This is a genomic window from Chryseobacterium formosum, from assembly GCF_026460885.1.
Taxonomy (GTDB): Bacteria; Bacteroidota; Bacteroidia; order Flavobacteriales; family Weeksellaceae; genus Chryseobacterium; species Chryseobacterium formosus.
In genome coordinates this window covers 88361-104903 of record NZ_JAOVZW010000023.1, presented here as the reverse complement: position 1 = coordinate 104903, position 16543 = coordinate 88361, and the positions used below count along the sequence as shown (strand labels likewise).

Here is a 16543-nt window from a genome sequence, read left to right as displayed (position 1 = left end):
ATGAAAAATTATGAAAACCTATTTAAAATTATTTACAGCATTGCTTATTCTAGCGATACTTTCTTCTTTACCAATGAGTTCTAAAATATCTGGAACGTCTGGTCCTTTCAATTCTCCCACCAAAGCCAGACGGAGAGGCATCATTACTTTCCCCATTCCTAAACCTTTGCTTTCTGCAAAATCATGTAAATTTTGTTTAATGTTTTCAGAGATAAAATCATTTAATGAGTTTAAATTTTCTGCAAATTCAGTCAAAAGGCTGGAAGTTTCATCATTCCAGGCTTTTTTTGAAGCTTTTTCATCGTAAGAAGTTGGTGCTTCGAAGAAAAATTTTCCGTTCTCATAAATGTCTTTCGGGAAAGTTGCTCTTTCTTTCATCAGATGAATAATCTTGAGAAGTTTCTCATCTTCAATATTTAAATTTAAATCTGAATTTTTAAGAATATTCATTAAATCCTCATCTGAAGTTTTTTGAATATACTGATGATTAAACCACTCAGATTTTTCTTTGCTGAATCTTGCTCCGGCTTTGTGAACTTTATTTAAATCAAATTCTTTAGTCATTTCCTCCAAAGTCAAAATTTCTTTGTCGTCTGCAGGAGACCAACCCAAAAGTGCAACCATATTTATAAATGCTTCCGGTAAATAACCGCTTTCTCTGTAGCCTTTAGATATATTTCCGGTTGCAGGATCTGTAAAATTCAAAGGAAATACTGGGAATCCGAATTTATCGCCGTCTCTTTTGCTTAGTTTTCCTTTGCCTTCCGGTTTTAAAATTAAAGAAAGATGAGCAAATTGTGGAGCTTCCCAACCCATTGCTTCATATAATAAAATGTGCAAACCTAATGAAGGTAGCCATTCTTCACCACGGATCACGTGAGAAATTTCCATTTCGTGATCATCGATGATGTTGGCGAAATGGTAAGTTGGCATTCCATCGTTTTTTACTAAAACTTTATCGTCTAAAACATCTGTGTTTACCGCAGAATTTCCTCTGATAATGTCTACTAAACCTAAAGTTCTGTCAACTGGCATTTTAAATCTTACAACATATGGAGTTTTTTCATCCAATAATTTTTGAACTTCTTCCTCAGAAAGCGAAAGACTGTTTCTTAAACGGTTTCTAGTTTTGTTATCGTAAGAAAATACATCTCCTTTTGCTTCATATTCAGCACGGATTGTGTCTAATTCTTCAGCGGTGTCAAAAGCGATGTAAGCATAGTCTGTTTTCAAGATTTGCTCAGTATATTTGTCATAGATGTTTCTTCTCTCAGATTGTCTGTATGGAGCAAATTTCCCGCCTTTTTTAGGACTTTCATCGGGAATAATTCCGCACCATTCCAAAGCTTCTTCAATGTAATCTTCTGCACCTTCAACGTATCTTGCGGTATCTGTATCTTCAATTCTCAATACAAACTCGCCACCCTGATTTTTAGCAAAAAGATAATCATACAATGCGGTTCTTACGCCTCCCAAATGCAAAGGTCCTGTAGGACTTGGAGCAAAACGGACTCTTACTTTCTCCATTTTTAAATAAAATTTTTGCAAATTTACTCAAATTAAATATTTTACAGATGTTTAATATTTTTGATGTTGGGATTTTTTAATCTTATTATATACATTTGTACAAATTTAGAATTCATCAATTATGCTAGAAATCGGCGAAAGACCTTGGGGAAAATATTACGTATTAGCGGACGAACCCAACTATAAACTAAAAAGAATAGAAGTAAACCCGGGACAAAAGCTGTCTTACCAATACCATCACCAAAGACAGGAGCAATGGACAATCATCGAAGGTGATGCTACCATAATTCTTGATGATAAAGAGATAAAACTGTCTTATGGAGAAAGTATTTTCATTCCATTGGGAGCTAAACATAGAATCATGAATCTTTCTGAAAAACCTGTTGTTTTTATTGAAGTTCAGACCGGAACTTATTTTGGTGAGGATGATATTGTGAGGCTGGATGATGAGTATGATAGAAAATAAATAAAAAGACCGAAATTTTCGGTCTTTTTATCTTTTTAGAAAGACAGTCTGAATGTCTTTTATAAATGTTTCTTTTTCTTTTAATAGAATGTTTTTATAAGATTTAAAATCTTGAGAAGCGTCATCGTATTGATTTATACAGTAATCAATAATTTTTGAGATCTGAGGGATATTTTTTTCGTCAAATTCAAATCTGTATTTTTCATCTATTGGCATGTCTTCTTTAAACGCAGCAGAACCTTTTTTGCCAATAATTAAACAACAATCCATCATACAAGACTCTCGTGGCATCCTTTCTTTTCCAGGATGGTAACCAAAATCAATATAAACTTCAGCTTTTTTCATGTTTTCGGAAACTTCTTCCGGAGTCATATTTTCTAAAGCAAGCCATGTGAATTGACTGTTTTTTTCTTTAATTTTTTCGAGAAATTCATCATTTTTTTTAGGATTGTAAATAATGATATTTTCTTTTTGTAAACTATAATCTCCACCTTTTCTAAAGCTTTCACTCATATAGTCGGAAATTTGGCCAATTTTTTCTAATTTATTTTTAGCTAAAAAATCCACAGAAAAATAGGAGTGCGCCAAATGATAAAGTTTCTTAGTCTTTTTCATTCTCTTGATAGTAGGAATGGGATATTTATTAAAATAATGTTTGAATTTAAAATTTTTCAAATGTCTGTACTGCGAAAAATGATCCTCAAGTGAGATTAAATAATTAGTAACACTTAGCCACCAAACAATTTTATTTAAATTTTTATATTCTTCATCCCACAAAAAACAGGTATATGTTTCTGGCAGTATCAAAAAATTATCTTGGTCGTTGATTATTTTTTCTGCTATAGGAACATTGTACTTTTTATAACTTTCATGTACAGGATTTTCAAGAGTTCCATGATCGTTTTCCAGATAAGACATTTGTGCATTAAAGCCAAGTTGATTGAGTTGTTCTCCTAATTGATGCAAAGCTTCAGGTCCACCCGTTGCAAAGTTAGCAGGGCATAAAATATAAATGACAGATTTTGAAGAGATTTTTATACTCATGGTCTTGTTATTTCAGTGAATGGATGTATTTTAAAAATATATTTGATCCAATTTTCAAAAGAATATTTATTATAAACGTCTTCCGGAATATCTTCATAAGGAGTTTTTATAAACTCTTCAAGCCCTTTCATTTCATAATCTTCAAATACAAAAATATTGTTAGGATTATAAAAGTCATATTGTTTTACCAAAGCATTATTGGTTATCAGTTTCTTTTTGTAACCTAAACTTTCGAAAGTACGAAACGATAATCCATGGTGTACAGAGTTTGAAATATCGAGTACAAATTTTGACTTTTTTACATTTTCCTGATTTTCTTCAAATGTAAAAAAACGATCAACAATATTAAAAATATTTTTCTCTTTTCTCAATTTCTTATCTAAGGAGAAAATATTGATATTTGTACGTAATCCTGTATGTTTAAACCTTTTGGTTACTTTATTCAAAAGTTCTTTTCTTTCCGGCAGATAGCTTCCAATAAAGAAAATATCCTGAATGTTATCTTCAGAAGTATTTTTTTCAAAATAAAAATTAGTGATAAAATGAAAGCTAGGGTAAGCTTCTAAATCATGTTCATCAAAAACGAAAAAACGACTAAAAAGATTGGTGTACTCCTTTACTTCAGGAAAACGATCCATTCCATCCCATTGATACGCTGCAGAAACATCAGAAATAGCCACAATACTCTTAACGAACTCTAAGGAATATTGATCAGGTCTTATAAAAAGTGCATAATCAAAATGTTTATGGTCAGAAGCAATGCTTTGTTCGTATTTTTTTTGCCATTCTTCATTACGTACTTTTCTGATTTCAGTTTTATACGTCCTGTCTTTATGTATGATTTTTTTATAATTGTGAATAATTATATCTTTTGGAGGGATGCTCCATCTGTAAATATAAGTGTGAAGAATAACTTCAAATCCGAACTTTTCGAGATTTTGTTTGATTCTTTTATTAATTTCAAAATCTGATGGTGCTGCAAGAAAAAGTTTTTTATTGGCTCCAAAATTCATGTTCATTGTATTTTTCTTTTTTTACTGAATAGGTCTGCTAAATTTAAAATAGAAAATCTAAAAGGATATTTCTCCTTCATTTTTTGTCGATGATAATCAAATAATTCTCTGCAGCGTTTAATGATGTCTTTAGATAAGCTTGTATTCTCATTATCATTTTCTATACTTAGCTCTTTATGTTTGGAATAACTTTGGCTCAATCTTTTTAAGAATTTTTTATATTGAGAAAAGGTTTTGTCTTCAGAAAAAAGATTAAAATGATGCGCAAGTCTGTTTTTTGTTGATTCGTTGTTCTCGTAAATAACTCCGCCAACTTGCTGGTTTTCATGAATTCTATATCTGAAAAGCTTTTCAGGTATCATCGTGAAACTTTTATCATGTGCGGTAATTAGAGCGATCCATTCATCGTGATGAAATCCCTTTTTAATAGGAATTGGTAAAATCTTTTCTCGAATAACTGACCTGAAAGCCATTCCTGCCCCTGTTGCAATATTTTCTATAAAAGCAAGAATATTAAAATAATCGATTTTTATATCTGCATTTTTAAGCAGAGTTGGAACTTCCCAAATTGTCATTTTATCTAAAGTTTCTCCTTTTTCATTGATAGCATTACCATTACTGCAAATTGCATTTATTGAAGGATTATCATTAAAATAATTCAATAAAACTTTTACTTTGTCTCGTTCCCAAATATCATCCTGATCAGAAAGGAAAATAATTTCACCTTTACAAAGAGAAATTGCTTTCTCAAAGTTTTTTACACTTCGAAGATTTTTTTCGTTGATGTAAATTTGAAATATGTCAGGGAATTTGTTTTGATAATCAGAGAGGATATTTTGAGTTTTATCCGTTGAACCATCGTCGCAAACTATAATCTCATCAACTTTTAAAGATTGGTTTAAAATAGAGTCAATTTGCTCGTGGATAAATTTTTCACCATTATAAGTACAAAGTGCAACTGAAATTTTTGTCATTTAGCTCAAATTAAAAACTGTATTCACCCAACTATCAAGTGTGTATTTGTAATAAATTTCGTCTGAAAGTTTTTGATATTCAGTATCGAAAAAAGACTTTTCAATATTACTGAAATCTTCATTCAAAATCAAAATATTATCAGGGTTATAAAAATCGTAATTCTTAATGTTTATATTATCTGTAATAAACTTTTTTTCCAATGCCATCGCTTCAAAAATACGGAAACTCAATCCTATTTGGTTGTCTCTTTGAAGGTCGAGTATTACCTTTGTGTTTTTATATAACTTAGGTAATGATTGTTGGGGGATATTTTTAGTTCTGAAAGTAATTATGTCAATGTTTTTTGTATCAACAATTTGTGTAATTTTGTTTTTCCAGCTTTTTTTTCCGGCAACAATTGTTCTGAATTTTATATTTAAATCGCTAATCTGATTAATCAAAAGATTTAGACGCAATAATCTTTGTGTATCATACGAAGTAATATAAAATAAATCTAATTTAGGATTTTGCTTCTCTGCAGGGCAATATTCAAGATAATTATAATTGGTGATTTTCTTAAACCCATATTTTTTTACATCTTCATCATCAAATGAAAAGACTGTGTCGAAGTAATGCAAAATATGTTCAGCTGGGTTTCTAGACATACTATCATACAAATAGGCAATATTTCTATCTGCATATTTTCGAATAACTTCATGTACTCTTTCCTCAATATTTTCTGGGTTAATAACCAAAATCTGATCTTGTCTTCCGATTTTTTCAAGAGATTCGATGATGAAATCTTGTCTTTTTTCGTGTTTTAGATTTTTACCGATGAAAACTTTGCTCATTGCGTTCGTTACTCTGGCTCCAAAATTTTTATGCGTAAAAGCTCCAATGTTGATATGATACGCTTCAACACCTTTTTCTTTGAGTTTATTTACGATATGTTCATCATAGTGCCAAAAATCAAAACTGATTAAACAAATTTTCATAAAGCAAAAGTAAAGATTTTTAAGTTTAAATTTTTATTTTTGGAGAAAAGCCACGGTTTTTAATGAAAAAGAAGATTCTCATCGACGTTGAACGACTAAAATACCCCAAATCTGGAATTGCAAATGTGTGCATTTCTCTGATAAAAGGTTTAGACGAAAAATTATGCCATTTTGACTATACGCTTTATGGCCCTAAAAAAAATATCCCCTTAATCAAAGCAGATTTTGACATTATTGATTGGAAATTCTGGCAGAAAAAACTCAAAATCAATACGTCGTATTTTTCATTAATTCATGTAACGCATCAACTTTCAGATTATTTTCATTCAAAAAAATCTAATCAAAAAAAGGTGGTTACGCTTCATGATCTGAACTTTCTTCATGATAATAGTTCTGAAAGGAAAATCGAAAAATCTAAGAAATTAGTTCAAAAAAATATAGGAAACGCAGATGCAATTGTCTGTATTTCAGACTTTGTAAAAGATGATTTTCTTAAGAACAAGCATTTATTTAACTTGAAAAGCGATGTTAAAGTTGAAGTGATTTATAACGGATTAGTTTTCCCTGAAAATGAAAAATTTAACTCGGATAAAAATTATGAATTCATCAACAGAAAATATATTCTGAATATCGGTGTTCTTTTTCCGAAGAAAAATCAAGAGGTTTTATTGAATTTAATTGTTGAAAATGACCGTGATTTAGTTTTGATAACTTCTTCAGCAAAGTCTGATTACAAAGAAAAATTTCTTCATAAAATTAAAGATTTAGGTCTAGAAAAACGAGTTCATATTTTAGAAAATGTAGAAAATAATGAAAAATATTTTCTTCTTCAACATTGTGAATCATATTGTCATCCGTCATTGGCAGAAGGTTTTGGAATTCCTCCGGTTGAAGCGATGTATTTTGGGAAGCCTGTTTTTTTGAGCAATTTAACGAGCCTTCCGGAAATTGGCGGAGATTTAGCTTTCTATTTTAAAGATTTTTTACCTGAAAATATGAGAAAAGTTTATAATGATGGAATTGAAAAATTTAATGCTGATAAAGAAAATTTTGTAAAAAAATTAAAAGAAAGAGCTTCAAAATTCAGTTATAAAAAGATGGCTGATTCCTATGAAAAACTTTATGAAGATTTATTGAATTAAAGCTTCGTTTTACCGAATTTGAGTTTCCATTTAAAAGCTTTCAAACTATCACCATATTTTATGTCGATTCTGTTTACTTCAAATTTATTTTTATATGGATAAAAATCTACATTATTTCCGATTCTCATTGCAGAAGTAATTCCGATTCTTTCGAGAAGTGTGAAAAACGCTTTTTTCTTCTGTTTTTCTTTCGGAAATTTCCCGTAAGGATAGGCAAGAACTTTTGTGAAGTTAATTTTATTTTGCTCTAAAATTTCAATGTTTTTAAGCAAATCTATTTCTGCTTCTTCGATTGATAATTGAGAAAAATTACGATGAGAATGACTGTGTAAAGCAATTTCAATTAAATCGGGATTCAAAGATTTTATTTCATCAAAATTCATGTAAACTTTCTCTCCGTTATTTTCGTTTTTCTGAATATATTCAGTTGGAATAAAAATAGTCGCTTTCAATTGATGTTTTTCCAATAAAGGAAGGAGATATTGTAAATTGTTGTAATATCCGTCATCAAAAGTTAGGATGATTTTATTTTCAGTAGATTTTTCCTTTTCTAAATCCTTGAAAAATATGGTTTTATAATTGTTTTTAATGAAATTTAATTGTTCATCAAGATTTTCAACAGTTACAATTAAATCATTTTTTGGAGCGATCGATTGTGGCAAAACTTGGTGATACATCAAAATTCTGACGCTGTCTTTCTTCGAAAAGCCAAAAATCATTTTTAGAAATTGAATCATGGCTTATTTGAATTTATGAATTTCGTGCAGTTTTTTATACTTAAGAAAAGTGTAAAACGCCGCAGTTGTCGCTGCATAATATCCAACCAAACCATCCAGAAAACCTAAACGTAAAAAATAAGACTTGAAAAACTGAAAAAGCGGTTTAAACAATATCTTAAATAAATTAGATTTTTTACCGTTCTTGTACATTTTTTCTGCCATCATCGAAGTATATTTGTTAGATTTTTCGATGTGATGATAAATATCTTTGTAGGTGTAATGGTTGATTTTGCCTTTTAATTTTCCTTTGGACTCGGTTGTAATAAATTCTTCATGAACGATGTCTTCAGAATATTTTCCGTGACCTTTTCTGAAAAGTCGTTCTCTTTTGATGTTTCCCCAGCCTCCGTATTTTAAAGTTTCGCCTAAGAAAATATTATTAAATTCAACATCATAAACATTAAATTCAGGCTTTGCCTCTGTGATTAATTTTCGAATTGAGTTTTTGAGTTCTTCATCAGGAATCTCATCTGAATCTAAAAAAAGAATCCATTCTGACTGACATTTTTCGATTGCAAAGTTTTTCTGTTTTCCAAAACCTAAAAATTTTTGCTGAATGAATTTTACTTTCGGAAATTTAGAACAAATTTCTCCTGTACAGTCTTTAGAAAAGCTGTCTACAATGATAATTTCATCGGCTAAATCGTGAACGGCGTTCAGATTTTTTTCGATTATTCTTTCTTCGTTATAAGTGATGATTGCTACAGAAAGCTTCATAAAAACGTGACTTACTGATGCAAAAATACAGTTTATTTTCAGAATTTTAAAGCGGCTGTAAAATAATCGTTATGCATATTCTTCTTTCAGAAATTCGTAAGTTTTAAATGAGCTCAATGCGCTTAAATAGGAGAGTATAAACCCTTTTCTTCCATCTAAAACACCTAGTTTCAAAAAATACATTTTAAAGAAGTTGAATGCACTTTTAGAAAGTTGTTTCATCTTCTTGTACTGAATTCTTTTCTCGTAAAGATCCCGAGCTTTTAAGTGGGAATAATGAAGTACTTTTTTGTGGTAGGCTTCGTAAGAATCGAAGGAAAAATGAAGCAGATAATTTTGCAAAGTTCCAGGATTATCTACGTTGCTTAGACCCTCATGTACTCTTTTATTTTCATCATAATGAGCAACTTCTTTTTTGAAAAGACGAATGTTTTTGTCATTCTGAGTTCCTGAGTAATTTACTTTCTCTCCCATAAAAAAGAATTTTCTCTTGAAGAAATAAGCTGTTTGAGTAACTGGTTTTTTAATTTCTTTTAAAATCTCAGTTTTTAATTCTGATGTAATTCTTTCATCAGCGTCTAAAAACAGAATCCAATCATTTTTTGCATAAGAAATGCACATATTTCGTTGTTTGGTAAAATCTTCAAATTTATTTTGATATAATTTTACTCGTGGGAATTTAGATTTAATAATTTCAATGGTTTTATCGGTGCTGAAAGAATCCAGGACGATGATTTCGTCTGCAAACTCAACTGATTTTAATGCCTCTTCAATATTTTTCTCTTCATTAAATACAATCAGCAATGCGCTTATTTTCGGATCTTTCATAGTCATTTTCATTATTAAAATAATTAGATGAAAGAAATCTCAAAAAGTTAAGCAATCGTTTGTTTAATTTCTTAAATAAAAAATAACACTCTGATTTAGAGTGTTATTAATTTTAAATATGATGAAAAATCTATTTTTTATATTCTAAAATGGTCTTCTCAATTATTTTTACACAATCTAATAATTGTTCTTCTGTAATGACCAAAGGTGGTGCTAATCTGATGATATTTCCATGAGTTGGTTTTGCTAGTAATCCGTTTTCTTTTAATTGTAAACAAAGATTCCACGCAGTAGAACTTTCAGGTGTATCGTTGATTAAAATCGCATTCAATAAACCTTTACCACGAACTTTAGTAATTAAATCAGATTTTTCAATCACTTTTTCAATCTCACTTCTGAAAAGTTTTCCTAATTCTTCAGCTCTTTCAGAAAGTTTTTCTTCTTCCACAACATCCAAAGCTGCAATTGCAACAGCACAAGCAATCGGATTTCCACCAAAAGTAGAACCATGTTGTCCTGGTTTGATGACATTCATGATTTCGTCATTCGCCAAAACCGCAGAAACGGGATACATTCCTCCAGAAAGTGCTTTTCCTAAAATCAAAATATCCGGCTGTACGTTTTCATGATGACAAGCAATTAATTTTCCTGTTCTTGCAATTCCGGTTTGAACTTCGTCTGCAATGAAAAGAACATTATGTTTTTTACACAATTCTGAAGCGTTTTTAAGGAAATTTTCATCTGGAACGTAAACTCCAGCTTCACCTTGAATCGGTTCAACCAAAAATGCAGCAATATTTTGAGCGTCATTTTTAAGAACTTCTTCTAAAGCGGCAAGATCATTATATGGGATTTTTACAAATCCTGGAGTGAAAGGTCCGTAGTTTTTATTTGCATCAGGATCGTTTGAGAAAGAAACAATTGTTGTTGTTCTTCCGTGGAAGTTGTTTTCACAAACTACAATTTTAGCTGCATTTTCAGAGATTCCTTTTACTTCATAGCTCCATTTTCTTGCTAATTTCACTGCGGTTTCCACTGCTTCAGCTCCGGAATTCATAGGTAAAACTTTATCAAACCCGAATAGAGTTGTAATTTTTTTCTCGTATTCTCCTAAACTTGAGTTGTAAAATGCTCTTGAAGTTAGTGCTAATTTTTTAGCCTGATTTACTAAAGCATCAACAATTTTCGGGTGAGAATGACCTTGGTTCACCGCTGAATAAGCTGAGAGAAAGTCGTAATATTTTTTGCCTTCAACATCCCAAACAAAAACACCTTCACCTTTATCTAAAACCACTGGAAGCGGATGATAATTGTGAGCACCGTGTTTTTCTTCAAGTTCAATAAAATATTGAGAATTTTTTGTTTGTTCAACTGTTGACATATTCTTTTTGCTTTTTTACAAATTTAACTATTATAAATGAAACTGCTCAACAGTTGTGTAGTACTAAGGATGACTATGAATTAAGTTGGTTTTAATAGTGAACAATCATACCGGAAGTTAAATTTTAGTATCCGAAATGTAGATTTGTAGTTTTTATATCTATTTGAAACTCGAGATTATAATTTTAATATTTTTTTGTTTCTATTAGCTTTCCGTTTTCATCGTAGGTTTTCCAGACTCCTGATTTTTCTTCATTTTTATAATATTCCAAACTTTTCACTTTTCCATTTTCGTGATAATTTTTTACTTCTGCATTTTGTCCTTTATTTCTATAGTTTGAGATACTTTCAACTTTTCCGCTTTCATAATAAACAATCCATTCTCCTGTAGCGTCATTATTTTTGTATTTCCCTATTGAAGCTAGGTTCCCGTTTTCGTGGTAATATTTCCATTCGCCTGTTTTGTCACCATTTTCTAATGCTCCTATTTCTTCTAATTGTCCATTTTCATAATAATCTTTCCATTCTCCTTCTCCTTCACCTTTTATATAATTTGAAATGGAGCGTACTTGTCCATTTTTGTGGTAAGCTATAGATTCTCCATCCAACTCGCCGTTTACGTATGTTTCTTTCACATGTAGTTGAGAATTGTCTTTGTAATAACTAGTCCATTCTCCGGTTTTTACATCATTTTTATAATATCCTGCCTCCAGTAATTTTTCATCGTTGTCATAGCTTTTCCATTCACCATTTTTTTTGTCATTATCATAATGAGCTAATTCTAATAATTTGCCATATGCATTATAGGTTTTCCAGATTCCTATTTTTTGTCCGTTATCGTTAAAATTTCCGATTTTCTTTTGTGCATTAATTAAAAATGGTTGTATTATCAGAAGATAGAGTGTGATGAATTGTTTCATAATTTTGTTTAGTTTATATTTTAATAATTTTTTTAAATCAATAGCTTAAAACTATAAATCTCACAATTCAGAAAATTATGAGATTTAAAAGATATTTAATCAGTTAGTTTAATCTTTAAATTCGCCATAGCCTAAAAAACCAATTTTTTCGTCACTATCTGCATAGGTGACAAAAGAAGTTTTTTCTCCTTTTTTACTCCATTGTTTTCTTGTGAAATCTTTACCATCAATAACATTTGAATGCTCCGTTGCTGAATATCCTGCGTCTCTTATTTTCATTTCTATAAAAGTATTATTCATTGCTCCCGCATAAAGCATAATAACCCCATCCATTTCGCCTTTTGGAGTGTATAATACCTGTACTCGGTTAAATTCTGATTTGAAGCTGTGAGCATCGCCCTCTTCCTCACTTTTTTCAACTTCTGCAACAGTGTAACCTTTAGCTTGCATGAAAGTGTTGATATTCTTCTTGGTAGAGTTGTGGTAGATGTCCTGAACAGTCATCAGTTTTTCATTGTCAAATTTTGTCTGTCCAAAAAGGATGTTTGCAAACAGACAAAGAAATAGTAATTGTAAATTTTTCATGGTTTTTAGTATTAGTTAGATAAATTTATTATCCAAATATATTAGAGATATTGAAAAACTGCAATCACCCAAAAGGGGTATTTTTAGGCTTTTATTTTTGATTTTCAAATAAAAAAACCGTCTCAATGCTGAGACGGTTTAAAATTTATTTTTAAAATAATCTTAATGATTATCATATTTTCTATCCATTACAAAACTCTCCATGAATTTTGTGGTATAGTTTCCTGAAAGATAAGCTTCATCTTCCATCAACTGTCTGTGGAAAGGAATAGTGGTTTTCACACCTTCTACATAGAATTCTTCCAAAGCACGCTTCATTTTTGCAATTGCTTCTTCACGGGTTTGAGCCGTTGTGATCAATTTTGCAATCATTGAATCGTAGTTAGAAGGAATTGTATATCCAGAATAAACATGAGTATCAACTCTGATTCCGTGTCCTCCAGGAATGTTTAATCCAGTGATTTTTCCAGGTGACGGTCTGAAATCAGCATAAGGATCTTCCGCATTGATTCTACATTCAATTGAATGTAATTTCGGATAATGGTTTATTCCTGAAATTGGAGTTCCTGCTGCCAAAAGAATTTGCTCTCTGATTAAGTCATAATCAATAACCTGTTCAGTAATCGGGTGCTCAACCTGAATTCTCGTGTTCATTTCCATGAAATAGAAATTTCTGTGCTTATCAACTAAGAATTCAATCGTTCCTACACCTTCATAACCGATAAATTCAGCAGCTTTTACAGCAGCTTCACCCATTTTCTCACGAAGTTCGTCAGTCATGAACGGAGAAGGAGTTTCTTCAGTCAATTTTTGATTTCTTCTCTGAACCGAACAATCTCTTTCAGAAAGGTGACAAGCTTTACCAAATTGATCTCCTGCAACTTGAATTTCGATATGTCTAGGCTCTTCAATCAGTTTTTCCATATACATACCTCCGTTTCCGAACGCAGCAACAGCTTCCTGAATGGCAGATTCCCAATGTTCTTTAAGGTCTTCAGCTTTCCAAACGGCTCTCATTCCTTTTCCACCACCACCTGCAGTAGCTTTGATCATTACAGGATAACCCGTTTCTTCAGCAGTTTTTACAGCGTGTTCGTAAGATTCAATTAAACCTTCAGAACCAGGTACACAAGGTACGTTTGCTGCTTTCATTGTTGCTTTAGCATTGGCTTTATCTCCCATTCTCTCTATTTGCTCAGGACTTGCACCAATAAATTTGATACCGTTTTTCTGACAGATTCTTGAGAAATTAGCATTTTCAGATAAGAAACCGTAACCAGGGTGAATTGCATCTGCATTTGTAATTTCTGCAGCCGCAATAATATTAGGGATTTTTAGGTATGAGTCTTTACTCATCGCAGGACCAATACAAACAGCCTCGTCAGCAAATCTTACATGAAGACTGTCTTTATCTGCAGTAGAATATACTGCAACCGTTTTGATTCCCATTTCTTTGCAAGTACGTAAAATACGCATTGCAATTTCGCCACGATTGGCAATTAATATTTTTTTGAACATCTTTTTCAATTTGAAAATTAGATAATTTGAAAATTAGATAATGTTATTTTAATGTAGAATTTAATCTAACATCTAATGTCTAACATCTAACTTCTACTTAAGATGGGTCTACTAAGAATAATGGCTGATCGTATTCAACTGGAGTAGCGTCATCAACTAAAATCTTAACGATTTTACCACTAACTTCAGAATCAATTTGGTTGAATAATTTCATTGCTTCAATTACACAAACCACTTTTCCAACAGAAACCTCGTCACCTACATTTACAAAAACGTCTTTATCTGGAGATGGTTTTCTGTAGAAAGTTCCAATCATTGGAGATTTAATCGTTACATATTTACTGTCATCAGAAGCTGATTCTACTTTTTCAGTAGCTACAGGAGAAGCAACTTGAGCTTGAGCCAGAGCAGCTTGTTGTGGAGCTTGCTGATACATTGCCGGTTGAGCAACATAGCTTACTTCATTACCTCCAAGTGGGGTTTTAATAGTAATTTCGAAATCTTTTGTTTTGTATTTTACTTCAGAAACTTCAGCTTTAGATACAAACTTAATAAGATTTTGTATGTCTTTAATGTCCATAAATTTGATATTTGATTTTGAGCCAAAGATACCAAAAAAACATAAAAAACAACAAAAAACCGCCAAATTTTATAAAAATCGGGCGGTTTCTGTATTAAAACGAGTGTTTTTCGAGGAAAAGCGACTCTTAGTTTTCGTCAGTAGTTGCTACTTCTTTTTCCAATACTACTTTACCTCTGTAATAAAGTTTTCCTTCATGCCAGTGAGCTCTGTGGTAAAGGTGCATTTCACCTGTTGTAGCATCTTTTGCTAATTGAGGAACTACAGCTTTGTAGTGAGTTCTTCTCTTATCTCTTCTTGTAGACGACTGTCTTCTCTTTGGATGTGCCATTTTGTAATAACTTTTTTAATTGATGATCGATGAGATTCCTCATCCCATCATTAAACTATTTAATTTTTATTCTTTAAATTTTTTAGTGCGTCCCATCTAGGATCGCCTTGCTGTTCTTGCTCTTCTTCTATTTCTTTTGGACTGAATTTTTCAAGAATTTCCAAATCTTCATCACTTATATTAGGTGATATTTTTTTCATTGGTATTGAAAGTGCCACGTTTTCGTAAATCAAATGAGATACATTAAAAGCATGGTCGTTGGTAGGAATGGTGATCACATCTTCTTCGCTGTCATCGTATTCTTCGCCAAACTTCACCAAAATACCGATTTGGTTTTCGATGGGATGGGTAAAATTTTCGTTTGTAATATCACAAACTAGTTCTACTGTACCATCAACTTTAATTTCAAACTCTAAAAAAGTAGTGTGTTTGTCAAGCAAAACATCTACTGTTATTTTAGGTTCTGTAAATTCCTGTTCAGTGTCAAATAATTGAAAGAACTCTTTATCTATCTCAAACCTGAACTCATGTTTGCCGGTTTTTAATCCGGAAAAGCTTACATCGTAGTTTCTTAACTTGTCCATAAAATGAGTGTGCAAAAATATGCAATTTTTTTAATATTACAAATAAAATCCGTAACAAATTAATTTTTAATCTGTTTGTAAATTTTACATTTCATTTTCTACAGGTAAATCTTCATCAATTCCATTGTCTGAAGGTATTCTTTTTGGCTGCAAACGGTTGCTCATCAAATCTTTATAATCATTTCTGTTATTAAAAATTTTTATTGCTGTAAAAATTGCTTCTACAAAACTCTGTTCGTCTGCAATGTTTTTTCCTGCAATGTCATAAGCAACACCGTGATCAGGAGATGTTCTGATAAAAGGAAGTGCAGCGGTATAATTAACCCCTTCTTCGTAAGCTAAAGTTTTAAATGGAGCTAATCCCTGATCGTGATACATCGCTAAAACGGCATCATAGTTTTTATATTTTCCAGGTTGAAAATAGCTGTCTGCCGGAAAGGGTCCGAAAGTAAGAAATCCGCTGTCTGAAAGTTCTTTTATTGCCGGAGAAATGATTTCAATCTCTTCATTTCCAATAACGCCTCCGTCACCGGAATGTGGGTTTAAGCCTAAAACAGCAATTTTCGGTCTTCTAACTGCAAAATCTTCAATTAAAGTTTGATTTAAAGCTCGAATCTGCTTCTTTATTTTTTCTTTAGAAATGTTTTCAGCTACTTGTGACAAAGGAATGTGATGCGTAGAAACGGCCACTTTTAAATCTTCTGTTACCAAAAACATCAACCCTTTTTTATTAAATTTTTCTTCAAAATAACCAGTGTGGCCTGCGTGTTTGAAACCCATTTTCACCATTTCATCTTTATTGATCGGTGCAGTTACCAAAACATCAATTTCTCCTTTTATTAAAGCTTCGGTTGCTGCTTCAAGAGAATCGATTGCCATTTTTGTGGATTCTTCAGTTGGTTTTCCCAATTCTACAGTAGAATTTTCTTTCACAAGGTTTACCATGTTCAGTTTCCCGTTTTGTGCTTGTGAGGCTTCTGTAATGTAGTTGAAGTTTAAATTTAATTTAAAAATATTTTTCTGATAAGTGAAAAGTTTACCCGAACCAAAAATAACAGGAGTAAAAAAATCTGTAATTGTTTTGTCTTTCAGAGATTTCATGATGATTTCCGGGCCGATGCCGTTGAAGTCGCCAATTGAAATTCCTACTCGTACTTTATGGTTTTTTGGGCTCATTTTG

Annotated in this window: 18 protein-coding genes; 2 read left to right on the top strand and 16 right to left on the bottom strand. The window is 31.6% G+C overall.

Features of this window, described 5'->3' with window-relative positions:
- Positions 1–18 precede the first annotated feature (18 nt).
- Positions 19–1527 carry a glutamate--tRNA ligase gene (gene gltX / locus OF897_RS17915; RefSeq protein WP_267267044.1) on the bottom strand — a complete coding sequence of 503 codons (1509 nt, stop codon included), beginning with the start codon at positions 1525–1527 and terminating at the stop codon, positions 19–21.
- A gap of 121 nt (positions 1528–1648) precedes the next feature.
- On the opposite strand from gltX, the gene OF897_RS17910 reads away from it, so the two are divergent.
- Entirely contained in the window at positions 1649–1993 is a 345-nt protein-coding gene (locus OF897_RS17910; protein ID WP_267267043.1) for a phosphomannose isomerase type II C-terminal cupin domain, read from the top strand.
- Between the two features lie 27 nt (positions 1994–2020).
- Here OF897_RS17910 and OF897_RS17905 read toward each other — a convergent pair whose 3' ends face one another.
- From OF897_RS17905 to OF897_RS17890, 4 genes are read right to left on the bottom strand one after another with little or no spacing between them, the layout of a single operon-like run.
- Positions 2021–3037, bottom strand: a complete 1017-nt coding sequence (locus OF897_RS17905) for a hypothetical protein (protein WP_267267042.1) — start codon at positions 3035–3037, stop codon at positions 2021–2023.
- A complete protein-coding gene (locus OF897_RS17900) occupies positions 3034–4056 on the bottom strand; it encodes a hypothetical protein (RefSeq protein ID WP_267267041.1) in 1023 nt (340 codons plus the stop codon). The genes OF897_RS17905 and OF897_RS17900 overlap by 4 nt, the downstream gene beginning before the upstream one ends.
- Entirely contained in the window at positions 4053–5024 is a 972-nt protein-coding gene (locus OF897_RS17895; protein ID WP_267267040.1) for a glycosyltransferase family 2 protein, read from the bottom strand. The genes OF897_RS17900 and OF897_RS17895 overlap by 4 nt, the downstream gene beginning before the upstream one ends.
- Entirely contained in the window at positions 5025–5999 is a 975-nt protein-coding gene (locus OF897_RS17890; RefSeq protein WP_267267039.1) for a glycosyltransferase family protein, read from the bottom strand. It lies immediately after the preceding gene.
- A gap of 62 nt (positions 6000–6061) precedes the next feature.
- Here OF897_RS17890 and OF897_RS17885 point away from each other — a divergent pair, with 62 nt between their 5' ends.
- The gene (locus OF897_RS17885) at positions 6062–7141 is read left to right on the top strand and encodes a glycosyltransferase family 4 protein (protein WP_267267038.1); all 1080 of its coding nucleotides are present in this window, start codon (positions 6062–6064) and stop codon (positions 7139–7141) included.
- Here the strand turns inward: OF897_RS17885 and OF897_RS17880 are convergent.
- The 11 genes from OF897_RS17880 to pdxA form a co-directional block, all read right to left on the bottom strand.
- Positions 7138–7878, bottom strand: coding sequence for a polysaccharide deacetylase family protein (locus OF897_RS17880; RefSeq protein ID WP_267267037.1), 741 nt, complete (start codon positions 7876–7878; stop codon positions 7138–7140). The genes OF897_RS17885 and OF897_RS17880 overlap by 4 nt on opposite strands.
- 3 nt (positions 7879–7881) lie before the next feature.
- A complete protein-coding gene (locus OF897_RS17875) occupies positions 7882–8637 on the bottom strand; it encodes a glycosyltransferase family 2 protein (protein ID WP_267267036.1) in 756 nt (251 codons plus the stop codon).
- A gap of 69 nt (positions 8638–8706) precedes the next feature.
- Positions 8707–9477 (bottom strand): glycosyltransferase family 2 protein, encoded by a 771-nt coding sequence (locus tag OF897_RS17870; protein ID WP_267267035.1) that lies wholly within the window; start codon positions 9475–9477, stop codon positions 8707–8709.
- A 118-nt stretch (positions 9478–9595) separates the two neighbouring features.
- Entirely contained in the window at positions 9596–10846 is a 1251-nt protein-coding gene (gene rocD, locus OF897_RS17865) for an ornithine--oxo-acid transaminase (RefSeq protein WP_267267034.1), read from the bottom strand.
- A gap of 184 nt (positions 10847–11030) precedes the next feature.
- Positions 11031–11765 carry a toxin-antitoxin system YwqK family antitoxin gene (locus tag OF897_RS17860; protein ID WP_267267033.1) on the bottom strand — a complete coding sequence of 245 codons (735 nt, stop codon included), beginning with the start codon at positions 11763–11765 and terminating at the stop codon, positions 11031–11033.
- A gap of 108 nt (positions 11766–11873) precedes the next feature.
- Positions 11874–12350, bottom strand: a complete 477-nt coding sequence (locus tag OF897_RS17855; protein ID WP_267267032.1) for a hypothetical protein — start codon at positions 12348–12350, stop codon at positions 11874–11876.
- Positions 12351–12512: 162 nt separating this feature from the next.
- On the bottom strand, positions 12513–13868 hold the full coding sequence (gene accC / locus OF897_RS17850; RefSeq protein WP_056075035.1) for an acetyl-CoA carboxylase biotin carboxylase subunit: 1356 nt from the start codon (positions 13866–13868) through the stop codon (positions 12513–12515).
- 97 nt (positions 13869–13965) lie between these two features.
- The gene (gene accB / locus OF897_RS17845) at positions 13966–14448 is read right to left on the bottom strand and encodes an acetyl-CoA carboxylase biotin carboxyl carrier protein (protein WP_267267031.1); all 483 of its coding nucleotides are present in this window, start codon (positions 14446–14448) and stop codon (positions 13966–13968) included.
- Positions 14449–14575: 127 nt separating this feature from the next.
- Positions 14576–14779 carry a 50S ribosomal protein L32 gene (rpmF, locus tag OF897_RS17840; protein WP_267267030.1) on the bottom strand — a complete coding sequence of 68 codons (204 nt, stop codon included), beginning with the start codon at positions 14777–14779 and terminating at the stop codon, positions 14576–14578.
- 59 nt (positions 14780–14838) lie between these two features.
- Positions 14839–15363, bottom strand: a complete 525-nt coding sequence (locus OF897_RS17835) for a YceD family protein (RefSeq protein WP_267267029.1) — start codon at positions 15361–15363, stop codon at positions 14839–14841.
- A gap of 84 nt (positions 15364–15447) precedes the next feature.
- Positions 15448–16539, bottom strand: coding sequence for a 4-hydroxythreonine-4-phosphate dehydrogenase PdxA (gene pdxA / locus OF897_RS17830; RefSeq protein WP_267267028.1), 1092 nt, complete (start codon positions 16537–16539; stop codon positions 15448–15450).
- Positions 16540–16543 lie beyond the last annotated feature (4 nt).